The sequence below is a fragment of the Pseudoalteromonas sp. GutCa3 genome, assembly GCF_002836155.1.
In the GTDB taxonomy this organism is placed as follows: Bacteria; Pseudomonadota; Gammaproteobacteria; order Enterobacterales; family Alteromonadaceae; genus Pseudoalteromonas; species Pseudoalteromonas arctica.
On sequence record NZ_PJBK01000017.1, the window covers coordinates 44,693 to 61,541 of the forward strand.

A 16,849-nucleotide genomic window follows, 5' to 3' on the forward strand; every position below is an offset into this window, starting at 1 on the left:
CTAATTAAGATGACGCTAGTTTAGCATTTTACATAAAGATGTCAGCTAATTATCACTGTTTAGATCGGCTTGGTTTTGATCAAGTTCTTGACGTTTTTTAAGTTGGCGGGTTTGAGCATGTAAACTTGCTCTAACAATAAGTTCTTGGTCAGTGGTTCTAATTGCGGTAAAGAGCATGGTGTATTGATAATGCTCGCTATCTTGTTTTTCTACTGCCACAACTTCGGTGTAACAATAAACCGCAGAGGCTTCGTGGTGCAAAAACAGTTTTGTTCTAAACGCTTGGCCAATTGAGTGTACTTCGGGTGATGTAAAGCGAATACCGCCACCGCCGTAGCTATCACATTGTATTGCATTATCTTGGGCTTGTTCTGAGGCCAAAATATGGCTCATTATTAAATCTATTTTACGTGACTGCGCTTGTAAAAATGTAGCTAGCTCTTGTGCTATATCGCCCAAGTTACGCAGTGGTCGTAACGAGCTTTGCTCAAGTTCACTTACTTCATTTGCTAATCTAAATAGTGGGGGGATATCGTCTTCTAGCTCAAGCTGCGATTTAGGAACTTGTCCGTTCGATACGGCGAATAAATTCACTCTTATACTTTCATTAATTTGAAAGTACTGTTCAAACTCACCTAATCTTTCACTATTCATTATGTTCTCCACCACGTATTTATTTAATAGTAGCGTTGTGAGTACTAAATTGCTAGCAGATAAAATAACTCATAGTGGGCTAAATGCTTTGTTTACATTCAATTTTTAACATACTGATTATGAAAATAAATACACTAAGACATATTTAGGGGTAGTTATAAAAAAGCGGCCAATGTCATCCTAACATTGGCCGCTTGGGTATTGATTCATCAGCGCATACTTATTTAAGTAGAGCGGCTAATTCATGTAAATCTTTCACAACGTGATCTGGTTTTTTAGCTAATGGGTAAAGTGCTTTACCTGGGCGTGCAATGAAAGTGGTTTGTAAGCCTGCTTCTTTTGCGCCAGCAACATCCCAGCCATGGGCTGCAACCATCATAGCTTCATTTGGTGCTACATTTAGCTTTTTAAGTACCCATTCATAAGCACGTAAGTCTGGTTTGTAAATTTTAATATCTTCAATGCTGTAACGTGCATCAAAGTAAGACATTAAACCAGCGCTTTCAAACTGTGCCTTTACACCTTTGTTTGAAGAATTTGTAAGGCTTACTAATTTATAGCCCTGAGCTCTAAGTTTTGCCAGTCCTTCTTTAACATCGCTGTGTGGAGGAAGCGTTAAAAGAGGCGTAACAATAGCTGTTTTAGCTTGTTCACTTGTAATATCAATATTGTTGTTTTGAGCAACCATAAGAAGTGATGCCACCCCAATTTGCCCAAAGTCGTGATAACTACCGCTTACTGTATCTACTAATGAATGGTGCAGCATAGTCGAAAACCATAGTGGTAATAAATCTTCACGCCCGCCTAGTGCTTTACCAATAGAGGTACGCATTGACGTTAAATCAAGTAGGGTTTCGTTTACATCAAAAATAAGCACTTTGGGCTTTACTTGTTCTTTTGGTTCATCAGCGACTGCATAACCAGATACAAGGCTTGTGCCTACAAGTAGTGAAAGAGTAAGTGTTTTTAACGATTTTAAAATAGACATTAGTTATTCTCCGATTCAAGTGCTGCCATAATATCAGTAGGTTCTGCGCGTAGGGTGTAGTCTTCGTTTAAAAATGCGTATGTAATAACACCTTCTTGGTTTATCACATAAGTAGCCGGTAGCGGCAATTTAAAGCTTTTATCGCCGTAGTAGTGTTCAAAATCAATACCAAATTGTGTGTATAACGCTTGAATACGCTCATCAAGTGTAAACAATAAACCAAATTGTTCAGCTACTTTATTACTAACATCTGAAAGCACGTCAAACTCAAGATCGTTTTTTTGTGCAGTTGAGAGAGTTTCATCAGGCAGTTGTGGTGATATTGCGACTAACTGAGCATTTTGAGTTTTAAATTGCGGTAAGTAGTCATTAAGTGCTTTTAGCTCTAAATTACAATATGGGCACCAGCCACCACGATAAAAGCTAATAATTACCGGGCCTTTTTTTAATAAATCCGCAAGCTCAATGTTTTCGCCGTTATGGTTGGCTAGGCTGAAGTTTTCTACCTTTTGACCAATTTGCAACGCATTGTCTTTAATATGCTGTGCAATAAGCTCTTCGTTTGTAGTGTTCATTAATGCTAAAACGTCAGCCGGTAACTTGGCATCTTTTTGTACGTTATAGGCATCTATTTGCGCTTTTAAACTCATGATTGAACCTCAATAATTAGACTATTTGCAATTATAGTGTTTTACATATTTAAATAAACATTGCAAAACTGAAAGCTTCATTCGAAAATGTTAAACATTGAAAAGTGCACAATGGCATCTTTATGTATAATTTAAGCGACCTAGAAACATTTATAGCAGTAGTTGAAAATAAAGGGGTGCTTGCTGCTGCGCGCGAGCAGCGTTTATCGCCTGCAACGGTAAGCCATCGCTTAAGTAAATTAGAACGTGAGCTTGCAACAGTACTTGTTTTTAGAGATAGCCGACGAGTACGGTTATCTCCCGCAGGTGAAATATTTTATACGCGAGTTGGCGCTATAATGGAGGCGCTGCACGACGCTGAGCATAGTATTGGTGCGCGTAGTTCATCTGTGAGTGGTTTATTACGCGTGACTATGCCCCCTTGGATTTTTTCAAAATACGTAATGCCAAGACTTAATGAGTTAGAGCAGGCCTATCCTGAACTAAAACTTGATTTTTTAATTACTGATCATTTTGTAAATGTGGTTGATGACGCACAAGATTTGGCAATTCGTGTAGGACAATTAAATGATTCCGGTTTACTGTCACGAAAAATAGTAAACAACAAACGTATACTTTGCGCAGCTCCTAGCTACATAAAAAAATATGGCATGCCTAAAAGCTTAGCTCAATTGAGCGAACACTATTGGGTTTGCCTGCCGTGGCAGCGCCAATTAAAGCTTTTTGATGAACAAGGTAAAACACATACTTTTAATGCAAGAACACGCTTTACTATTTCTAATTCCGATAATATGACTCAAGCAGCCATTGCAGGTCATGGCATTGCAATTAAATCAATGATAGCTATTCATGAAGATATTAAAAATGGCATTTTAGTTGAAGTTATGCCCGGTGTCATGGCACAAGATGATGCACCAGTTTGGTTTTTGCGTCCGCAAAATAGCTTAACTACCCGCAAAACCGATGTATTTTATGACTTTATGAAATCACTATTTTTGAGCTGCGAATAAGCGTTTAAATGAGCGTTTTACTCCAGTTAAAAACAAATAACCAGTAAGTTCGGCAAGTAAGGCAACTATAATAGCTGCAACAATGGCGGCTATAATAGAGTCTTTTTTTAAAATGATTTGACCTTCAAAGCGTTGCCACACTTGTTGCTTTACATCACTCATGCCACTGATCATAGTAAAAATATATGGAGATTGCGCAAACCTATTTACAGCGATTTGTAAGTCTTGTTGTCGTGTGTAAAGTGTACTGATATTACTTGCACCTTTATTCACAATCCCATCATCAATATTTTTATAGTGTTTAATTAGCTTATTTAAATCATTATTAAAATACTTAGCTGCATCGCTTTTAAAAGGCGCAATAGCATTATTAGCTTCAATTAATTGGGCTGATAATGCTTGGCCAAAATCGCTTACAAATGCAGGAATTTGCACTCCAAGTAGTAAACCGAATGCAAAGAAACTAAGCCGGATGTAATCTAAAAATTTACTCATTTATCTTCCTATCCATTTAAATAACCCAGAATTAACATTTGAGCTTGTTTTTATATCAAAAACTCGTAACCTGTCGGTAATAAAAATAACAACAGGTGGATGTTAAGGATGACGAAAAAAGTAAAATTCACGTCAACATTTGTTGATATATCTAAACAGCTCAAACGTTTTGTATCGCGCATTGTTCAACCCGACGATGTAGAAGATATTGTGCAAGAAACCTTTGTAAAAAGCTACGAAGCTGATTTAAAGCAAGATATACAGTTTACCCGCAGTTACATGCTTAAAACAGCAAAACACTTAGCACTTAACCATATAGCTAAGTGGGACAACAAATTTAATGATTCGTTAGAAAATGATAACGAATTACCCGTATTACTCAAATCAATGAAGCTTGAGGATGAATACACATCTAAAGAGCGCTTTTTACTTTTTTGTAGAGCTACTGAGCAACTAAGCTCATCGATTCGTAAATGCTTTATATTAAAAAAAGTTTACGGCATGAGCCAAAAAGAGATCGCAGACCAAATGCAGTTAAGCCAAAGCACTGTTGAAAAACACATTGCCAAAGGATTGTTACAAACCATGTTGTACATGCGGGAACATGAGCAAAGTCCACAAACAAACCCTAAAGCTCAAGCACACCCTATCTCAGTTAAGAGGGTCGCAGAATGAGTAATGTTCATCAATTTAATTCAAAAGATTTAATTTTAGAAAAGTCATGTGATTGGATAAGCGCGATTGATCGTGGTTTAACTGATGATGAAAAAGAGCAATTTAAATTATGGATGATGCAAAGCATCGCCCATCAAGACTCTATATACGAGCTTGCTCAGCTTTGGGATGAGCTTTCGGTATTAAATGAATTAAGTCATTTATTTCCTCAGCGTAACAATACTAAAGCATCAAAAAATAAGTGGATGTTTTCTTACTCAATTGCAGCGAGCTTATTTGCAGCGTTAATGGTATGCAGCTACTTATTAATTAATTTAGAAAACGGCTATAACCAAGAGCTTGCAAAAGTTAACTACACTAAAATTTACAAAACAAAAGTAGGCGAGCAAGCAACGTATGTATTGCCAGACGGCACTATAGTGCAGCTTAATACTAATAGCTTGCTAGAAGTTGCTTATAGCAAAGGCCGCAGGCAGTTGTTACTTAGTCGTGGAGAAGGGCGTTTTAACGTAGCAAAAGATGCCACGCGTCCGTTTAGTGTTATGGCCGGCGACAAAAGCTTTACTGCACTCGGTACCGTGTTTAATGTACAGCGTAATACCTCATCAGATTTAGAGCTTGTTGTTACCGAAGGCAAAGTGATGATCACCGACCCTAGTGTAGCGGTTGACGCAAATGACTTTAAAGATTATCAGCTTGCAGATAACAGCACGCAAAAAATTCGTCAAATTAATGCCAATATTGTTACCTCAGGCGAAAAAGTAATTATAGAGCAGAGTGTTACCAAGCCAATTACCCAGCTTTCAATGAACGACGTACAACGCGATTTGGCATGGCAAAATGGCATGCTTATTTTTAATGGAGAAGAGCTAAGCGATGCTTTAAATGAAGTAAGTCGCTATACCGCCACACGTTTTGAGCTTTCATCAGCCGAGCTCGCCAGTATTAAAGTAGCTGGGGTATTTAAAGCGGGTGACGTTGAAGGTTTACTTGAGAGTTTACAAACTAATTTTTCGATTGATCATGAGCGTTTAGGTGAGCATGTAGTAACGCTAAAACACCATACAGAATCATAAGTAGACGTTATGCAAATCAAACTAATGTTAGATAAAGTTGCATCAATAAAGATTGAACGTAAAAAAAACATTAAAAAAAAGAAACAAAGCCATAGAGGATTTTTGTTTGTCAGCTGTTTATATAAGTTGCGCAGTAACCAAACGCATTTATTGAGTGGATTTAGTGTGCTTGTACCGGCTATTTTTAGCTTGAGTGTACAAGCAGCAACTCAAACCACTGGGCAAATGGTGCAATTTGATATAAAAGCGCAGCGAGCAGACAAAGCCTTAATTGAATATGCTAAACAAACAGAGCAAACCGTGGTGTTTTCTTATGAGTTGGCAAAGCAGTATGACGCAAATTCAGTTTATGGATTTTACACTCAGCTAGATGCTCTAGAGGCATTATTAGGTGGGACTGAACTCGATGCGGTTGTTGATCAAAATGGTTTACTGAGTATAAAACTCAAACAAATCAACAGGAATGATAACAACATGATGAAGCTTTCAGCGGTCAGTGCAGCAGTATTACCAGCTTTACTTGCAGTAAATTCGCAAGGTGTAAACGCAGCAGAAGAAGTCGCTCAAGAAAAAATTGAAAAAATTGCTATTGTCGGTAGCCGTGTAGCAGGACGTTCAGTTGAAGATTTACCCGTTCCAGTAGATATCTTAAGTGCAGAAGCGCTTGAAAATACAGGCCAAACAGAAGTTGGTCGTATGCTACAGTCTATCGCCCCTTCATTTAACTTTTCAAGCTCTGCAATTAGTGACGGTACTGATGCTTTAAGACCTGCGACACTTCGCGGTTTGGGCCCCGATCAAACATTGGTTTTAATTAACGGCAAACGTCGTCACCAAGCAAGTATTATTCATATTAATGGCTCTGTTGGGCGTGGTACCGCAGGTACTGACATGAATGCAATTCCAGCTTCTGCAATTAAACGCATTGAAGTATTACGTGATGGCGCTGCTGCTCAGTATGGTTCTGATGCAATTGCAGGTGTTATTAATATTGTGCTTAAAGATGGTAGCGAAGGTGGCAAAGCGGCTATTAACTACGGTCAATATTCTGAAGGCGATGGCGAAACCATTAACCTTGATTTTAATAAAGGCTTTGCGCTAGGTGATGACGGTTATTTAAATACAACTATCAATTACCGTGACCGTGCACCGACTAACCGTGCTGGTTTACATGGCTCTTGTCAGTTTTATGGTTGTACAGAACTAAGTGACGGCACTTTACTTGCTGGCGATCCGCGTGAGCTGACAGCCGATCGTGATACTTTTAGAATTGGTGATGCTGATTCTCAGCAATTTGGTTTAACAATTAATACCGGTTACGAGTTAGGTGATGGCGAGCTTTACGGCTTTATTACTTACTCAACACGTGAAAATGAGTCGGCTGCATTTTTCCGTCATAATGCAAATGCAGGTGGTAACCCAGTACTACAAGATAACGATGCGACGATTCCATTAGGTTTCTTACCAAAAATTAATACAACTATCGACGATATCTCGTACAACTTTGGTTATAAAACTGAGTTTGATAACGATGCAAGCCTTGATTTATCTTACACCTATGGTGAAAACAGCATTGATTACACGACAAGTGACACTATCAATGCCTCATACGCTAACTTTTTACGTTATGACCAAGGTTTAAGTGCTGCTGATATTCGTACAACTATCCCACGTGAAGCGTACGCTTACGGCATGGAATTATCACTGCAAACAATCAATATTGATTTTACGCAAAACTTTGATGATTATTCTTTAGCAATGGGTGCAGAAATCCGTACTGACGAATATCGCATTTTAGAAGGTAATGAGTACGCATACCGCGATTACGATACAACCAACGGTGTAAGTATTTACAACGGCTTAAGTGGTGGTGTTGGCTCTGAAGATGCATCAGGTGGTTCACAAGGTTTTGGTGGTTCAGCTCCTGCGTCATCAGTTGATGAATCGCGTGATGTAATTTCATTTTACATAGATGCAGAATCTTATGTGATTGAAGATGTAATTTTATCGGGTGCACTTCGCTACGATAACTACAAAGGCTTTGGTGATACAGTAAACTTTAAGCTTGCTGGTAACTGGTCTGTAACCGACGATATTTCACTACGTGGTGCATTAAGCTCAGGTTTTAGAGCGCCTTCAATGCAGCAGCTTTACTTTAATAACGTAAGTACGCAATTTGTTGTTGGTACTAATGGTAATTTAGTTGCAGAAGAGGTTGGTACATTTAGAAATGATTCAACACTTGCGCAAAGCTTAGGTATTCCAAAGCTTAAAGAAGAAAAATCACAAAACCGTAGTTTAGGTATTGTATATAACGTTACAGATAATATTAATGTAACCGTTGATTACTACTCAATTGATATTGACGACCGTATTGTAATTAGTGACCGCTTAGGTAAAGGTTTATCTACAAGCCTTGATGCTGCACTAAATAGTGCGGGTGCTGGCGTAGGTCAGTTCTTCTTAAATGGTGCTGATACAGAAACTCGTGGTGTTGATTTTGTAGCAACGTGGAACACTGAAGGTTTAGGCGGCACGCTTGATTTTACACTTGCAGCTAACTTTACTAAAACAGATGTTGTATCGTTATTTTCGCCTGCTGGCTCAAGCCTTGAGACAGTAAACGTAGACGATATATTTTCAGCGGAAGACATCTCTATTATTGAAGAGTGGCAACCAGAGGATCGTATTAACTTAAGTGCGCTTTATCAACGTGACGATTGGACAGTTAACCTGTCACTTAATCGCTTTGGTGAGTACACAGTAGAAGATGGTGGTCGTCAAACGTATGGCGCAGAAATTTTAACTGACGTTAAAGTTAACTACTTCGTTACTGAAGATTTGTCGGTAAACATTGGTGCAAATAACTTGTTTGATGTTTACCCAGATAAAAACGAAATAGGTAACTCTCGCTCAGGTACTATTGTGGATGCTAGTGGCAATACAGTAATAAGTAGCTCAGGTGTGTTTGACTACTCACGTCGTTCGGCTCCATTTGGATTTAACGGTGCTTACTACTACGTAGGTGCAGAATACCGTTTTTAATTAATAACCTCCCTTTCGTTATTTAACTCAAAGGGCCGTAAGGCCCTTTTTTTGGTTTTATCTTGGGCTGTTTTATTTAGAAATCAAACTTATTGAATAATCATCGTATTGCTTAATATTATTCATTACACTCATTAAAGTATTATGTGTACTGTTTTCGTCTGCGGTTATAAGTACCGAACTTATTTCATATTTAGCCGCGAACATCGCTAAATTAGTCGCAACTTGCTCTAAATCAATTAACCTCCCTGAAAAATATACTCCGTTACTTTCATCAATTCTAAATAAAGCATTTTTAACAGGCTTATCTATTTGAGGGTTGTCGAGTGGTCGGTTTAATTCAATAGCCACAGGTTTTACAAAAGATGTAGTTACAATAAAGAAAATTAGCAATATGAACACTATGTCTAACATCGGGGTCATATCTACATCAGCATTATTTTGCAGTTTAGTTAGGGCGTGTGAATCGTCCCTAGAAAGAGCCCAAAGGGCAGCGCATGTTTGGCCTTTATGCTGCGTTATCGCCTATTTATGGGGAATAACCACACTACATAGGCTCTGCCTTGCATAAAAACCAAACATACTGCTGTAAATTCAACCACCAGAGATCAACACGCCCTAGCTTACTTTTCATATTGGACCTTATTTTTAATTAAATGCTGCGGCGCGACAGCAAGGTTTTAGGTACCTATTAACAAAATTAGCACAGCAAAAACAAAGCGTGGTTAAATAAATATTCTAATAACATTAAATATTTGTATTCATTATGTATTTAAAATGTGGCGAAATAAGGTGGTGTTTATAGCAATCTGCTTATATGGGGTCTATATGGCATCGTTATAGTGTGATTTAATTCGTTAAATTGCTTAAAGATTTATGCAGATTGGTATTAGAGGCAATAAAAAACCCAGCGCTAGGCTGGGTTGTATTTATGCGTTATGTAAGCTTACTGCTTTTGCATACGGCTCATTTCTGCATGGCAGCTTTGCATTGTTAATAATGTTTTAGCCAGTGCAGCTTCGCAATCAGCCGGTTGTGGTTTATCCATAGCGGCTTTAATTTCTACAAGCGTTTTATCTTCTACTTCTTCAAGCTCTTTTACATACGTGCTGTCGTTATGCGAGGTGAATGTAGTAAGTAAGGCTGTGTATGCACGTCGTGCTTCAACTGCGAAAGATGAACCATCTTCGCGTTCGCCTTTTTCATTAATTGCATATGGCTGCAAGCGCTCAACACTCACTTTTCGGGCATCTATCATACGCTGAAAAAGTGCGCCAATAGCAGGGTCTTCAACTTTTTCCTGTGCTTTTTGATAAAAGTCGATGCCGCTGTTCATAACTTGAATGATGTCAGTAATATGATTTACTTCTGATCCTTGATGGGTGTTCATAATGACCTCTTTTATTAAATGAATGTATAGTTCAATTTAATAAAAGCAATGTATGTTCCACGTTTTTATTTTTATGTAGTTATTTGATTTTATTGGTTTAATTTAATTTCAGAAAGAGGCTAAGTTAATGAGGAAAGTATTAACCTAGCAATTTTTACATTATATTGTGTAATAAAGTTATTTTAGCTCTTCAGCTACTTCAGCTACTTTTTGGCGTAACCAGATGTGGCTCGCATCGCGATGTAACAGTGGGCTCCAAATCATATCAAGCTCAAAAGGAGGAATTGGAAACGGTGGCTCTAAAATTTTAAGCCCCGGATCATCTAAGTATATATTTGCGGCTTTTGAAGGAAGGGTCGCAATCAAATTTTTCTCTTTAGCTAAATGAATCGCTACATGGTAGTTACGCGTAAAAGTGGCAATGTTACGATGTTTACCAAAGTGGGCAAGTGCTTCGTCAACCCAACCAAGTTTTTGCACATCTTTAGGGTCCATGCCCACGCCTACACCAAAACCTGTTTTACTCACCCATATATGGCGCGCTTTTAAGTAGCTGTCGAGGCTAAAGTTTTCAATAATAGGGTTGTCGGCCTTAACTAAGCAGCAAAAACTGTCTTTCCAAATACGTTTATGATGAAAAGACTGAGGTAAGTTTTCAAAACGGTTGATTGCCATATCTACTTTACCGTTTTCTACGTCATGAAAGGTTACATCACTTGGTGTGAGTATATCTAAAGTAGTATCGGGGGCTTCTTCGTGTAGTTTACTTAAGAGCTTTGGCGCTAACGTACTTGCAGCGTAATCACTGGCCATTATTCTAAATACACGTTTACTCTGGCTTGCCTCAAATTCTCTATTAGGTGCTAGGGTTTCTTCAAGCGTCATTAATATGCCACGAATAACGGGTTGTAACTCTAAAGCGCGCTCTGTCGGGACCATACCATCGCTGGTACGAACTAAAATAGGGTCGTTAAATAAGTTACGAAGACGTTTAAGGCCATTACTCATTGCGGGCTGCGTAATACTCAATTGATTAGCAGCGCGTGTTACATTGCATTCTCGAAGCAATGTATCGAGATAAACGAGTAAATTTAAATCTATTTTACTTATATTCATTGTGTGTCCTTTGCGTCTACCAGTGATGGATAAATCGCTGTGCTGTCGGGTAAGGGTAAATATGACTTACCTGCCCATTTTTTATATTTTGTTGAGCCTGCTTCCAAAAGCTAACATCTATAAGCTCTGGATGAGTGCTGAGGAAAAACTTTTTATACATAGGATTAGGCATTACAAATGTACATAACTGCTCTGGGAATACATCTTGTGGTGCAACAGAGTAACTTTGTTCATCCATTAAATAATCGTCGTAGCTCTTTGCTTTTGGTAATGCTCTAAAGTTCATATCTGTTAGGTATTGAACTTCATCGTAATCGTAAAAAATAATACGTTTGTGCTTACTTACACCAAAGTTTTTTAAGAGCATATCGCCAGGAAATATATTAACGGCAATCATTTCTTTTAGAGCTTGCCCGTATTCTTCAATCGCGTCTGCGGCAATTTCTTCATCAGCATTTTCTAAAAATAAATTGAGTGGTGTCATGCGCCGTTCAATATATAAATGCTTGATGATCAACCATTCGCCTTCAATTACCATTGATGAGCCAATTGTTTTATGTAATTGCGCAAGTAAATTACTATCAAAACGTGCCAAAGGAAATACGACGTTAGAATACTCTATGGTATCGGCCATTCTGCCAACGCGATCATGGTTTTTTACTAGTTGATAACGCTTTAATACGGTATCACGGCCGAAGGGCTTACTTTCACCAAATTTGTCTTTTATTACTTTAAAAACATAACCAAATGAGGGAAGGGTAAATACCATCATCACCATACCGGGAGTACCCGGTGCAATTGTAAACTCATCATTAGAGTGAGATAAGTGATTTAAAAACTCTCGATAAAACTCAGTTTTACCCTGCTTATGAAAACCCACTGCGTTATAGAGCTCAGCAAGTGTTTTGTTTGGCATAAGCTGATTCAAAAACCGGACAAGTGCTGAAGGTGCATGAGTCTCTACCATAAAGTAGGCGCGGGCAAAGCCAAAAATGACACGCATTTGAGATGATTTAGTTAAAAGTGCATCTAAATATAATCCGTTATCTTCATCGTGCAATACGGCGATTATAAAAGGCTGAACCCCACTTTTTGAAACAACACGACCAACAATATAAGCTGCTTTATTACGATAAAAAGGTGTGTGCAAAATATCAAAGCGCATTTGCCAAGGTTGGTGATGTGTATCGGGTGCTTGTTTATAAAAAGCTTTAACAAGAAGGCGAATATCACGCTCTAAATTTACAAATGGGGCTTTAAAATCAAAATGATTAATAATGCGTTTTATTGTTGGCTTTAGGCCATCAACTACTGGAAAGTATGTCCTATATTCGGCCTCAACAGGTACTGAAGGAGCATCTTTCAAAGTTGCTTCTACAAATATAAAGTCATTATGAAAATAGCGCCTATGGTACAGCCGGCAAAATACAGAATTATAAAAGGTTTCGGCGAGTTCTGCTTGAGGGTGGAAACATAAAAAGTGCTGATATATCTTTTTAACTTCGAGCCATAGGCTTTCATCTAATTGCTCTGTAGGGGTTTCTTTTTTTAGCGCTTGTGTGGTTTCGTTAACACGATCATCATAATAGCTGATACGCAAACGGCTGATATCATTAATTGCTTGCCAATCTTTTTTTGCAAAGGCGAGAGGGGCTTTGGCCGTTGTTTTTTGAAATAGCTGATAGTGCCTTTTAAAACCCGTTAAAATTAATTCAGCAATATGGCGAGGCTGCATTTGCACTCCTTAATAGTCCCTAGAGCTTATACTCTATTGTGTTAAGGGTATGTTATTTTAAGTTTAAAACCAAGATAAATATTACTTGCTAATTAAGAGTGATTTATTTGTATTGAGCTATCTTTTTTTCGAGAATTTTAATTTGTTTAATAATAATCAATACATCTTTTTTGTACTCTTTATTAATTATTTTTAATTTTTTAGTAATGTCTTTGGTAATACGCTTTTTATCTTCAACGGCTAGAATATGATTTAACCGCTCTTGTTGTTTATATTCAGCACGCTCTTTATTACGATCAAGTATTGTTAGTTTATGGTTATTACTGCGAAGCTCTGCCTGTAAGCCAGATAGAAGCCTTTCACGCTCAAGTTCGTTTAGTTGTTTAGTGTAGTCAACCTTAGGGCCAGAATACTGGTTACCCGTCGTGTTAACTTTATAAGTCGTTGCTTCGTCGTCACAGGGGAGTTGAGAAAAGACAGTGCCTTTTTCTGTTACACATTTGTAGTAAGTGGTATCGCTAAAGCTAAAAAAACTGATAAGTAAAAAGCTAGAATGGAGGATGATATGACGAAGAGTTTTAAACATGTATGCCGTCCTTGATTTTTATATTCTTTAGTAAAACAATATAAAACTATAACCTAGCTTGGTGGTATAGCAAGCTAGGTTAGGATAACGGCTATTGGGTGAAGGTTTTAAGCTTTTTAATACTCTGTACTAAAAATGGTATATCTAAACCTTGTTCAATAGAAAAACCTTCAGCTGCGGAAATGTTTTTAAAGTTACCATCTGAATCTATTAAGGTAATCCTATCTTTTTTATAGGCTATAACGACACCCTGAGAGTAGTTAACGCCCATATCATCTTTTTTCTTGTATAAATTAACTCCTAGCATTGTTTGCTTAGTAATGGCTTTACAATTTAAATATTGGCCAACACTTGTTGCAATTAAATCGCTAGGTTGAATAAGTCCATCTACTTTAGAAATACGTTTGTCGGAGCTATATAAAGTTGATGTTGTTACTACTTCTTGCTTGTTATTGGCAAGACTAAAAGCAAAAACTTGTGTTTTATCATCTCGTACAACCGCGTTATCGCTACTTTTAATAACTCTAATTGCGCTAGAACTATGTGCTTGATCATTTATAAAACTAAGTTCTTCCACGCCGGTTACTTCAATGCTGCGGCGCTGACTTTGCCATGCGGGAAGAGTTTGATCTCTTAAAATTGCTGCTTTATAAAAAGCTGGCAAACCATACACTAAGCTAAATAGCATATCGTCGTGATTAGTTGGCTGTAAAAACTGCTCTGCTTTGTGTAAGTTTTTATTATCGGCAACAAATTTAGCGAGTTGTTGCTCGGTTTCAAATACAAAAACATCTACATTGGCTTGTGTGTAGTCTTCACACTTATCAAGCGGGCTTGGCATTTGATAACTAATGTTTTGGTTATTAATTTTTACGTTATGTGCTTGCTTATAGCTTTCTATATCAAGCAGGTCATTTTTAGCTAATAAACTTTTAGCGGTAGTAGGGTATGACAGTGGTAGTACATTATCTTGCTTCGTTACGTCAAAGTTTAAATTTGCGTCAGCCCAAATATGAATACTGTGACTAAGTGAAAAACACACTATTAAAAATGAAATTGCGTAACGTGCAAATTTATATTGTTTTAAGCGCTCAAGGTGTTGCCATGTGTAATTACTCACAAGTAGCTGAAAGCCTAAAATAAGTAATACAATCCCACTGGCTAAAATGGTTGTTAAAGCAGGTGAACTGGTTAAACGATGCCACAGTAGAGAAATAATCTCAGGTAAGGCAGATATACTTAGATGATAACCCAAATTAACGTAAACATAAGCATCAAGGGTAAGCAGTGAAGCGCCTAGTGTGGCTATAACAGCTGCCATGCCTCGTATATGTCGTGGGTAGGGGAATATTAAACTAAGCGGAAATACCGTCAGCACAAACGCTAAAAAGGCGATAAAACTAGTGTGGCTTAACCACGTTACTAGCATATAAGTAATGCCCATAAAGCTTGTTGGTGGCGAGTCGGCAAATAAGTAGCTTAAGCTAATAAATAGCGCCAAGCCAATATTGGCAAAAGTAAACCAATGGCCCCAGCTTAATAGCTGACTCGCTTTTGATGAAAACTGATTGTGCTGCGATAAATTCATAGAGTTTATTTAACCGACTGTGATAGAGCTTTTGCAAAGTTCTCAGTTACGGCTTGTCTTTTCCCTGTTGGTACATGCTCTTTTAAGATATGCGTGATAGAATTTCCTAAACACATAAGGCTTAAATCTACCGGCGCATTGTGTTTAGTTAGCACATCAATAAGCTGATCGACGATTTGTTCTACTTCTTCATTAGAGTATTTTGATAAGATTGGCATCAGTTGGTTCAATAAAATAGTTATATTCTCGTATTTTAACACTAGAGGCGTGAAAAACAAAGATGACAACAGACGTTAAAAAATTAGTCGTTCATTATGTAGACAAAAAAGACGACGATACGCAAATTCACCTTCGAAATGATGAGATGGTAATTAACGATAAAGTAGCCGTTTTTATCGAACAATTACATCATGCATATAATGGTAAGCCAGGTAAAGGTTACTGTGCTTTCAGTGGTGATAAAAACAGCGTTGTAGCATCTGCAATGCAAAGCTACCGTAACGATGAGTTAGGCTTTTGGCATATGACCGAGCAAGCCTCAACGGTTTTAAAAGAAGAGCTTGATAAGTATGCATTTAGTGAAACAGGCTATTTAGTATTTTGTCATTATCAGTATGTTGCTACCGATTACATGTTAATTGCGATGATTAACATTAAAGAGCATTACTCTATGACCTCTGAGCTTGATTTAGCGGCTTCTCGCCATTTAGATATATCTCGCATGCAACTCGCTGCTCGTATCGATTTAACAGCATGGGATACGCAAGCAGAAGATAATCGTTATATTTCGTTTATCAAAGGGCGTGCTGGTCGTAAAGTTGCTGACTTTTTCTTAGACTTTTTAGGCTGTGAAGAGGGTATTGATTCAAAACAGCAAAGCCAAGTAATGCTTAGCGCAGTAGAGGATTATTTATCAGAGCAACAGTTTGATAAATCAGAAAAAGACGATTTACGTAAACAAGTATTTGATTACTGTAATGATTGCGTAACCACAGGCGAAGATGCAAGTGTGAGCGATCTATCTGCAACGCTTACAAAAGGCGATGACAGCCCGTTTGATAGTTTTTGCAAAGAGCAAAGCTATGACTTGGAAGAAACTTTCCCCGTTGATAAAAAAACAGTAACCAGTATGGTTAAGTTTTCAGGTCTTGGTGGTGGTGTGAGTGTAAGTTTTGAACGTAAACACTTAGGTGAGCGCGTAACGTACAACGAAGCAACCGATACACTAGTGATTAAAGGTATTCCGCCAAACTTAAAAGATCAGCTTCAACGCTTTATGGAAAGTGAAAGCGAATAAACTTTCAGGGTCAAATTTGAAAGCTGATTTAAGAGCGCGATATTAATATCGCGCTTTTTTGTACCAGTGTCGAAATTTATTGAATCGGAACAAAACCCCTTAAAGACTTATCTCACAAACAAAAGTGAAAGAGGAATAAATGAGAAAACACAAGCCATGGTTTATTAGCGGAGCTTTTTAAGTTAGCTAAACATAGCTTTATTATTTCCCTCTAAAAGCGCAGCGTCTCTTAACCTCTTTGTGAACAAATTACTTTTACGGGCTTTGCCCATCACGCCAACAAGTTGAGCATCTACTCGTTAATCTTATTCACGGTGTTAAATTTCGGCTGTAGATACAAGGCGTAAAGCTTGCTTACGCGAGAAGCAACGCTTCTGTTTATTTAATTTTTTTGCTAACAAAACCACTAAAAGATCTATTTCACAAAGAGAAGTGAAAGAGGAGTAAAAGAGAAAACACAAGCCATGCTTTATTAGCAGGCTTAGCCTTTTTACTACCTCTAAAAGCGCAGCGTCTCTTAACCTCTTTGTGAACAAATTACTTT

Annotated in this window: 17 protein-coding genes; 5 read left to right on the forward strand and 12 right to left on the reverse strand. The window is 37.8% G+C overall.

Going from position 1 to position 16,849, the window contains the following annotated elements:
• Positions 1–45: 45 nt before the first annotated feature.
• The 3 genes from CXF64_RS02350 to CXF64_RS02360 form a co-directional block, all read right to left on the reverse strand.
• On the reverse strand, positions 46–654 hold the full coding sequence (locus tag CXF64_RS02350) for a PilZ domain-containing protein (RefSeq protein ID WP_007585675.1): 609 nt from the start codon (positions 652–654) through the stop codon (positions 46–48).
• 220 nt (positions 655–874) lie between these two features.
• Positions 875–1,642 carry a haloacid dehalogenase type II gene (locus tag CXF64_RS02355; protein WP_024590458.1) on the reverse strand — a complete coding sequence of 256 codons (768 nt, stop codon included), beginning with the start codon at positions 1,640–1,642 and terminating at the stop codon, positions 875–877.
• The gene (locus CXF64_RS02360) at positions 1,642–2,292 is read right to left on the reverse strand and encodes a peroxiredoxin-like family protein (RefSeq protein ID WP_007585680.1); all 651 of its coding nucleotides are present in this window, start codon (positions 2,290–2,292) and stop codon (positions 1,642–1,644) included. Before CXF64_RS02360 ends, CXF64_RS02355 begins: the two co-directional genes overlap by 1 nt.
• A gap of 122 nt (positions 2,293–2,414) precedes the next feature.
• Here CXF64_RS02360 and CXF64_RS02365 point away from each other — a divergent pair, with 122 nt between their 5' ends.
• Positions 2,415–3,302, forward strand: a complete 888-nt coding sequence (locus CXF64_RS02365) for a LysR family transcriptional regulator (RefSeq protein ID WP_101216179.1) — start codon at positions 2,415–2,417, stop codon at positions 3,300–3,302.
• On the opposite strand, the gene CXF64_RS02370 is transcribed toward CXF64_RS02365, so the two are convergent.
• On the reverse strand, positions 3,282–3,797 hold the full coding sequence (locus tag CXF64_RS02370; RefSeq protein WP_024590457.1) for a DUF2937 family protein: 516 nt from the start codon (positions 3,795–3,797) through the stop codon (positions 3,282–3,284). The genes CXF64_RS02365 and CXF64_RS02370 overlap by 21 nt on opposite strands.
• A gap of 108 nt (positions 3,798–3,905) precedes the next feature.
• On the opposite strand from CXF64_RS02370, the gene CXF64_RS02375 reads away from it, so the two are divergent.
• Genes CXF64_RS02375 through CXF64_RS02385 form a run of 3 tightly spaced genes read left to right on the forward strand, consistent with a single transcriptional unit; the run spans position 3,906 to position 8,593 of the window.
• Positions 3,906–4,472 (forward strand): RNA polymerase sigma factor, encoded by a 567-nt coding sequence (locus CXF64_RS02375; RefSeq protein WP_002961494.1) that lies wholly within the window; start codon positions 3,906–3,908, stop codon positions 4,470–4,472.
• Positions 4,469–5,548: a FecR family protein gene (locus CXF64_RS02380; protein ID WP_007585689.1), complete on the forward strand. Its 1,080-nt coding sequence runs from the start codon at positions 4,469–4,471 to the stop codon at positions 5,546–5,548. The genes CXF64_RS02375 and CXF64_RS02380 overlap by 4 nt, the downstream gene beginning before the upstream one ends.
• A 9-nt stretch (positions 5,549–5,557) precedes the next feature.
• A complete protein-coding gene (locus CXF64_RS02385; protein ID WP_101216180.1) occupies positions 5,558–8,593 on the forward strand; it encodes a TonB-dependent receptor plug domain-containing protein in 3,036 nt (1,011 codons plus the stop codon).
• Between the two features lie 72 nt (positions 8,594–8,665).
• Here CXF64_RS02385 and CXF64_RS02390 read toward each other — a convergent pair whose 3' ends face one another.
• The 7 genes from CXF64_RS02390 to CXF64_RS02420 all read right to left on the reverse strand — a co-directional run bounded on the left by CXF64_RS02390 (position 8,666) and on the right by CXF64_RS02420 (position 15,226).
• Positions 8,666–9,040, reverse strand: a complete 375-nt coding sequence (locus CXF64_RS02390; protein WP_269801063.1) for an ExbD/TolR family protein — start codon at positions 9,038–9,040, stop codon at positions 8,666–8,668.
• Positions 9,041–9,539: 499 nt separating this feature from the next.
• Positions 9,540–9,983 carry a ferritin-like domain-containing protein gene (locus CXF64_RS02395; RefSeq protein WP_007585695.1) on the reverse strand — a complete coding sequence of 148 codons (444 nt, stop codon included), beginning with the start codon at positions 9,981–9,983 and terminating at the stop codon, positions 9,540–9,542.
• Between the two features lie 177 nt (positions 9,984–10,160).
• A complete protein-coding gene (locus CXF64_RS02400; RefSeq protein WP_002961484.1) occupies positions 10,161–11,099 on the reverse strand; it encodes a LysR family transcriptional regulator in 939 nt (312 codons plus the stop codon).
• A gap of 16 nt (positions 11,100–11,115) precedes the next feature.
• Positions 11,116–12,834 carry a bifunctional isocitrate dehydrogenase kinase/phosphatase gene (gene aceK, locus CXF64_RS02405; protein WP_101216182.1) on the reverse strand — a complete coding sequence of 573 codons (1,719 nt, stop codon included), beginning with the start codon at positions 12,832–12,834 and terminating at the stop codon, positions 11,116–11,118.
• A gap of 103 nt (positions 12,835–12,937) precedes the next feature.
• Positions 12,938–13,420, reverse strand: coding sequence for a DUF4124 domain-containing protein (locus tag CXF64_RS02410; RefSeq protein ID WP_101216183.1), 483 nt, complete (start codon positions 13,418–13,420; stop codon positions 12,938–12,940).
• Positions 13,421–13,511: 91 nt separating this feature from the next.
• Positions 13,512–15,008: a DUF3413 domain-containing protein gene (locus CXF64_RS02415; RefSeq protein ID WP_101216184.1), complete on the reverse strand. Its 1,497-nt coding sequence runs from the start codon at positions 15,006–15,008 to the stop codon at positions 13,512–13,514.
• Between the two features lie 5 nt (positions 15,009–15,013).
• Positions 15,014–15,226, reverse strand: a complete 213-nt coding sequence (locus CXF64_RS02420; RefSeq protein ID WP_007375276.1) for a DUF1414 domain-containing protein — start codon at positions 15,224–15,226, stop codon at positions 15,014–15,016.
• Between the two features lie 62 nt (positions 15,227–15,288).
• Between CXF64_RS02420 and yejK the strand changes: the two genes are divergently transcribed.
• Positions 15,289–16,305 (forward strand): nucleoid-associated protein YejK, encoded by a 1,017-nt coding sequence (gene yejK, locus CXF64_RS02425; protein ID WP_101216185.1) that lies wholly within the window; start codon positions 15,289–15,291, stop codon positions 16,303–16,305.
• Between the two features lie 317 nt (positions 16,306–16,622).
• Here the strand turns inward: yejK and CXF64_RS20910 are convergent.
• The coding region (locus tag CXF64_RS20910; RefSeq protein WP_207761782.1) for a hypothetical protein at positions 16,623–16,849 on the reverse strand (227 nt) is incomplete at its 5' end.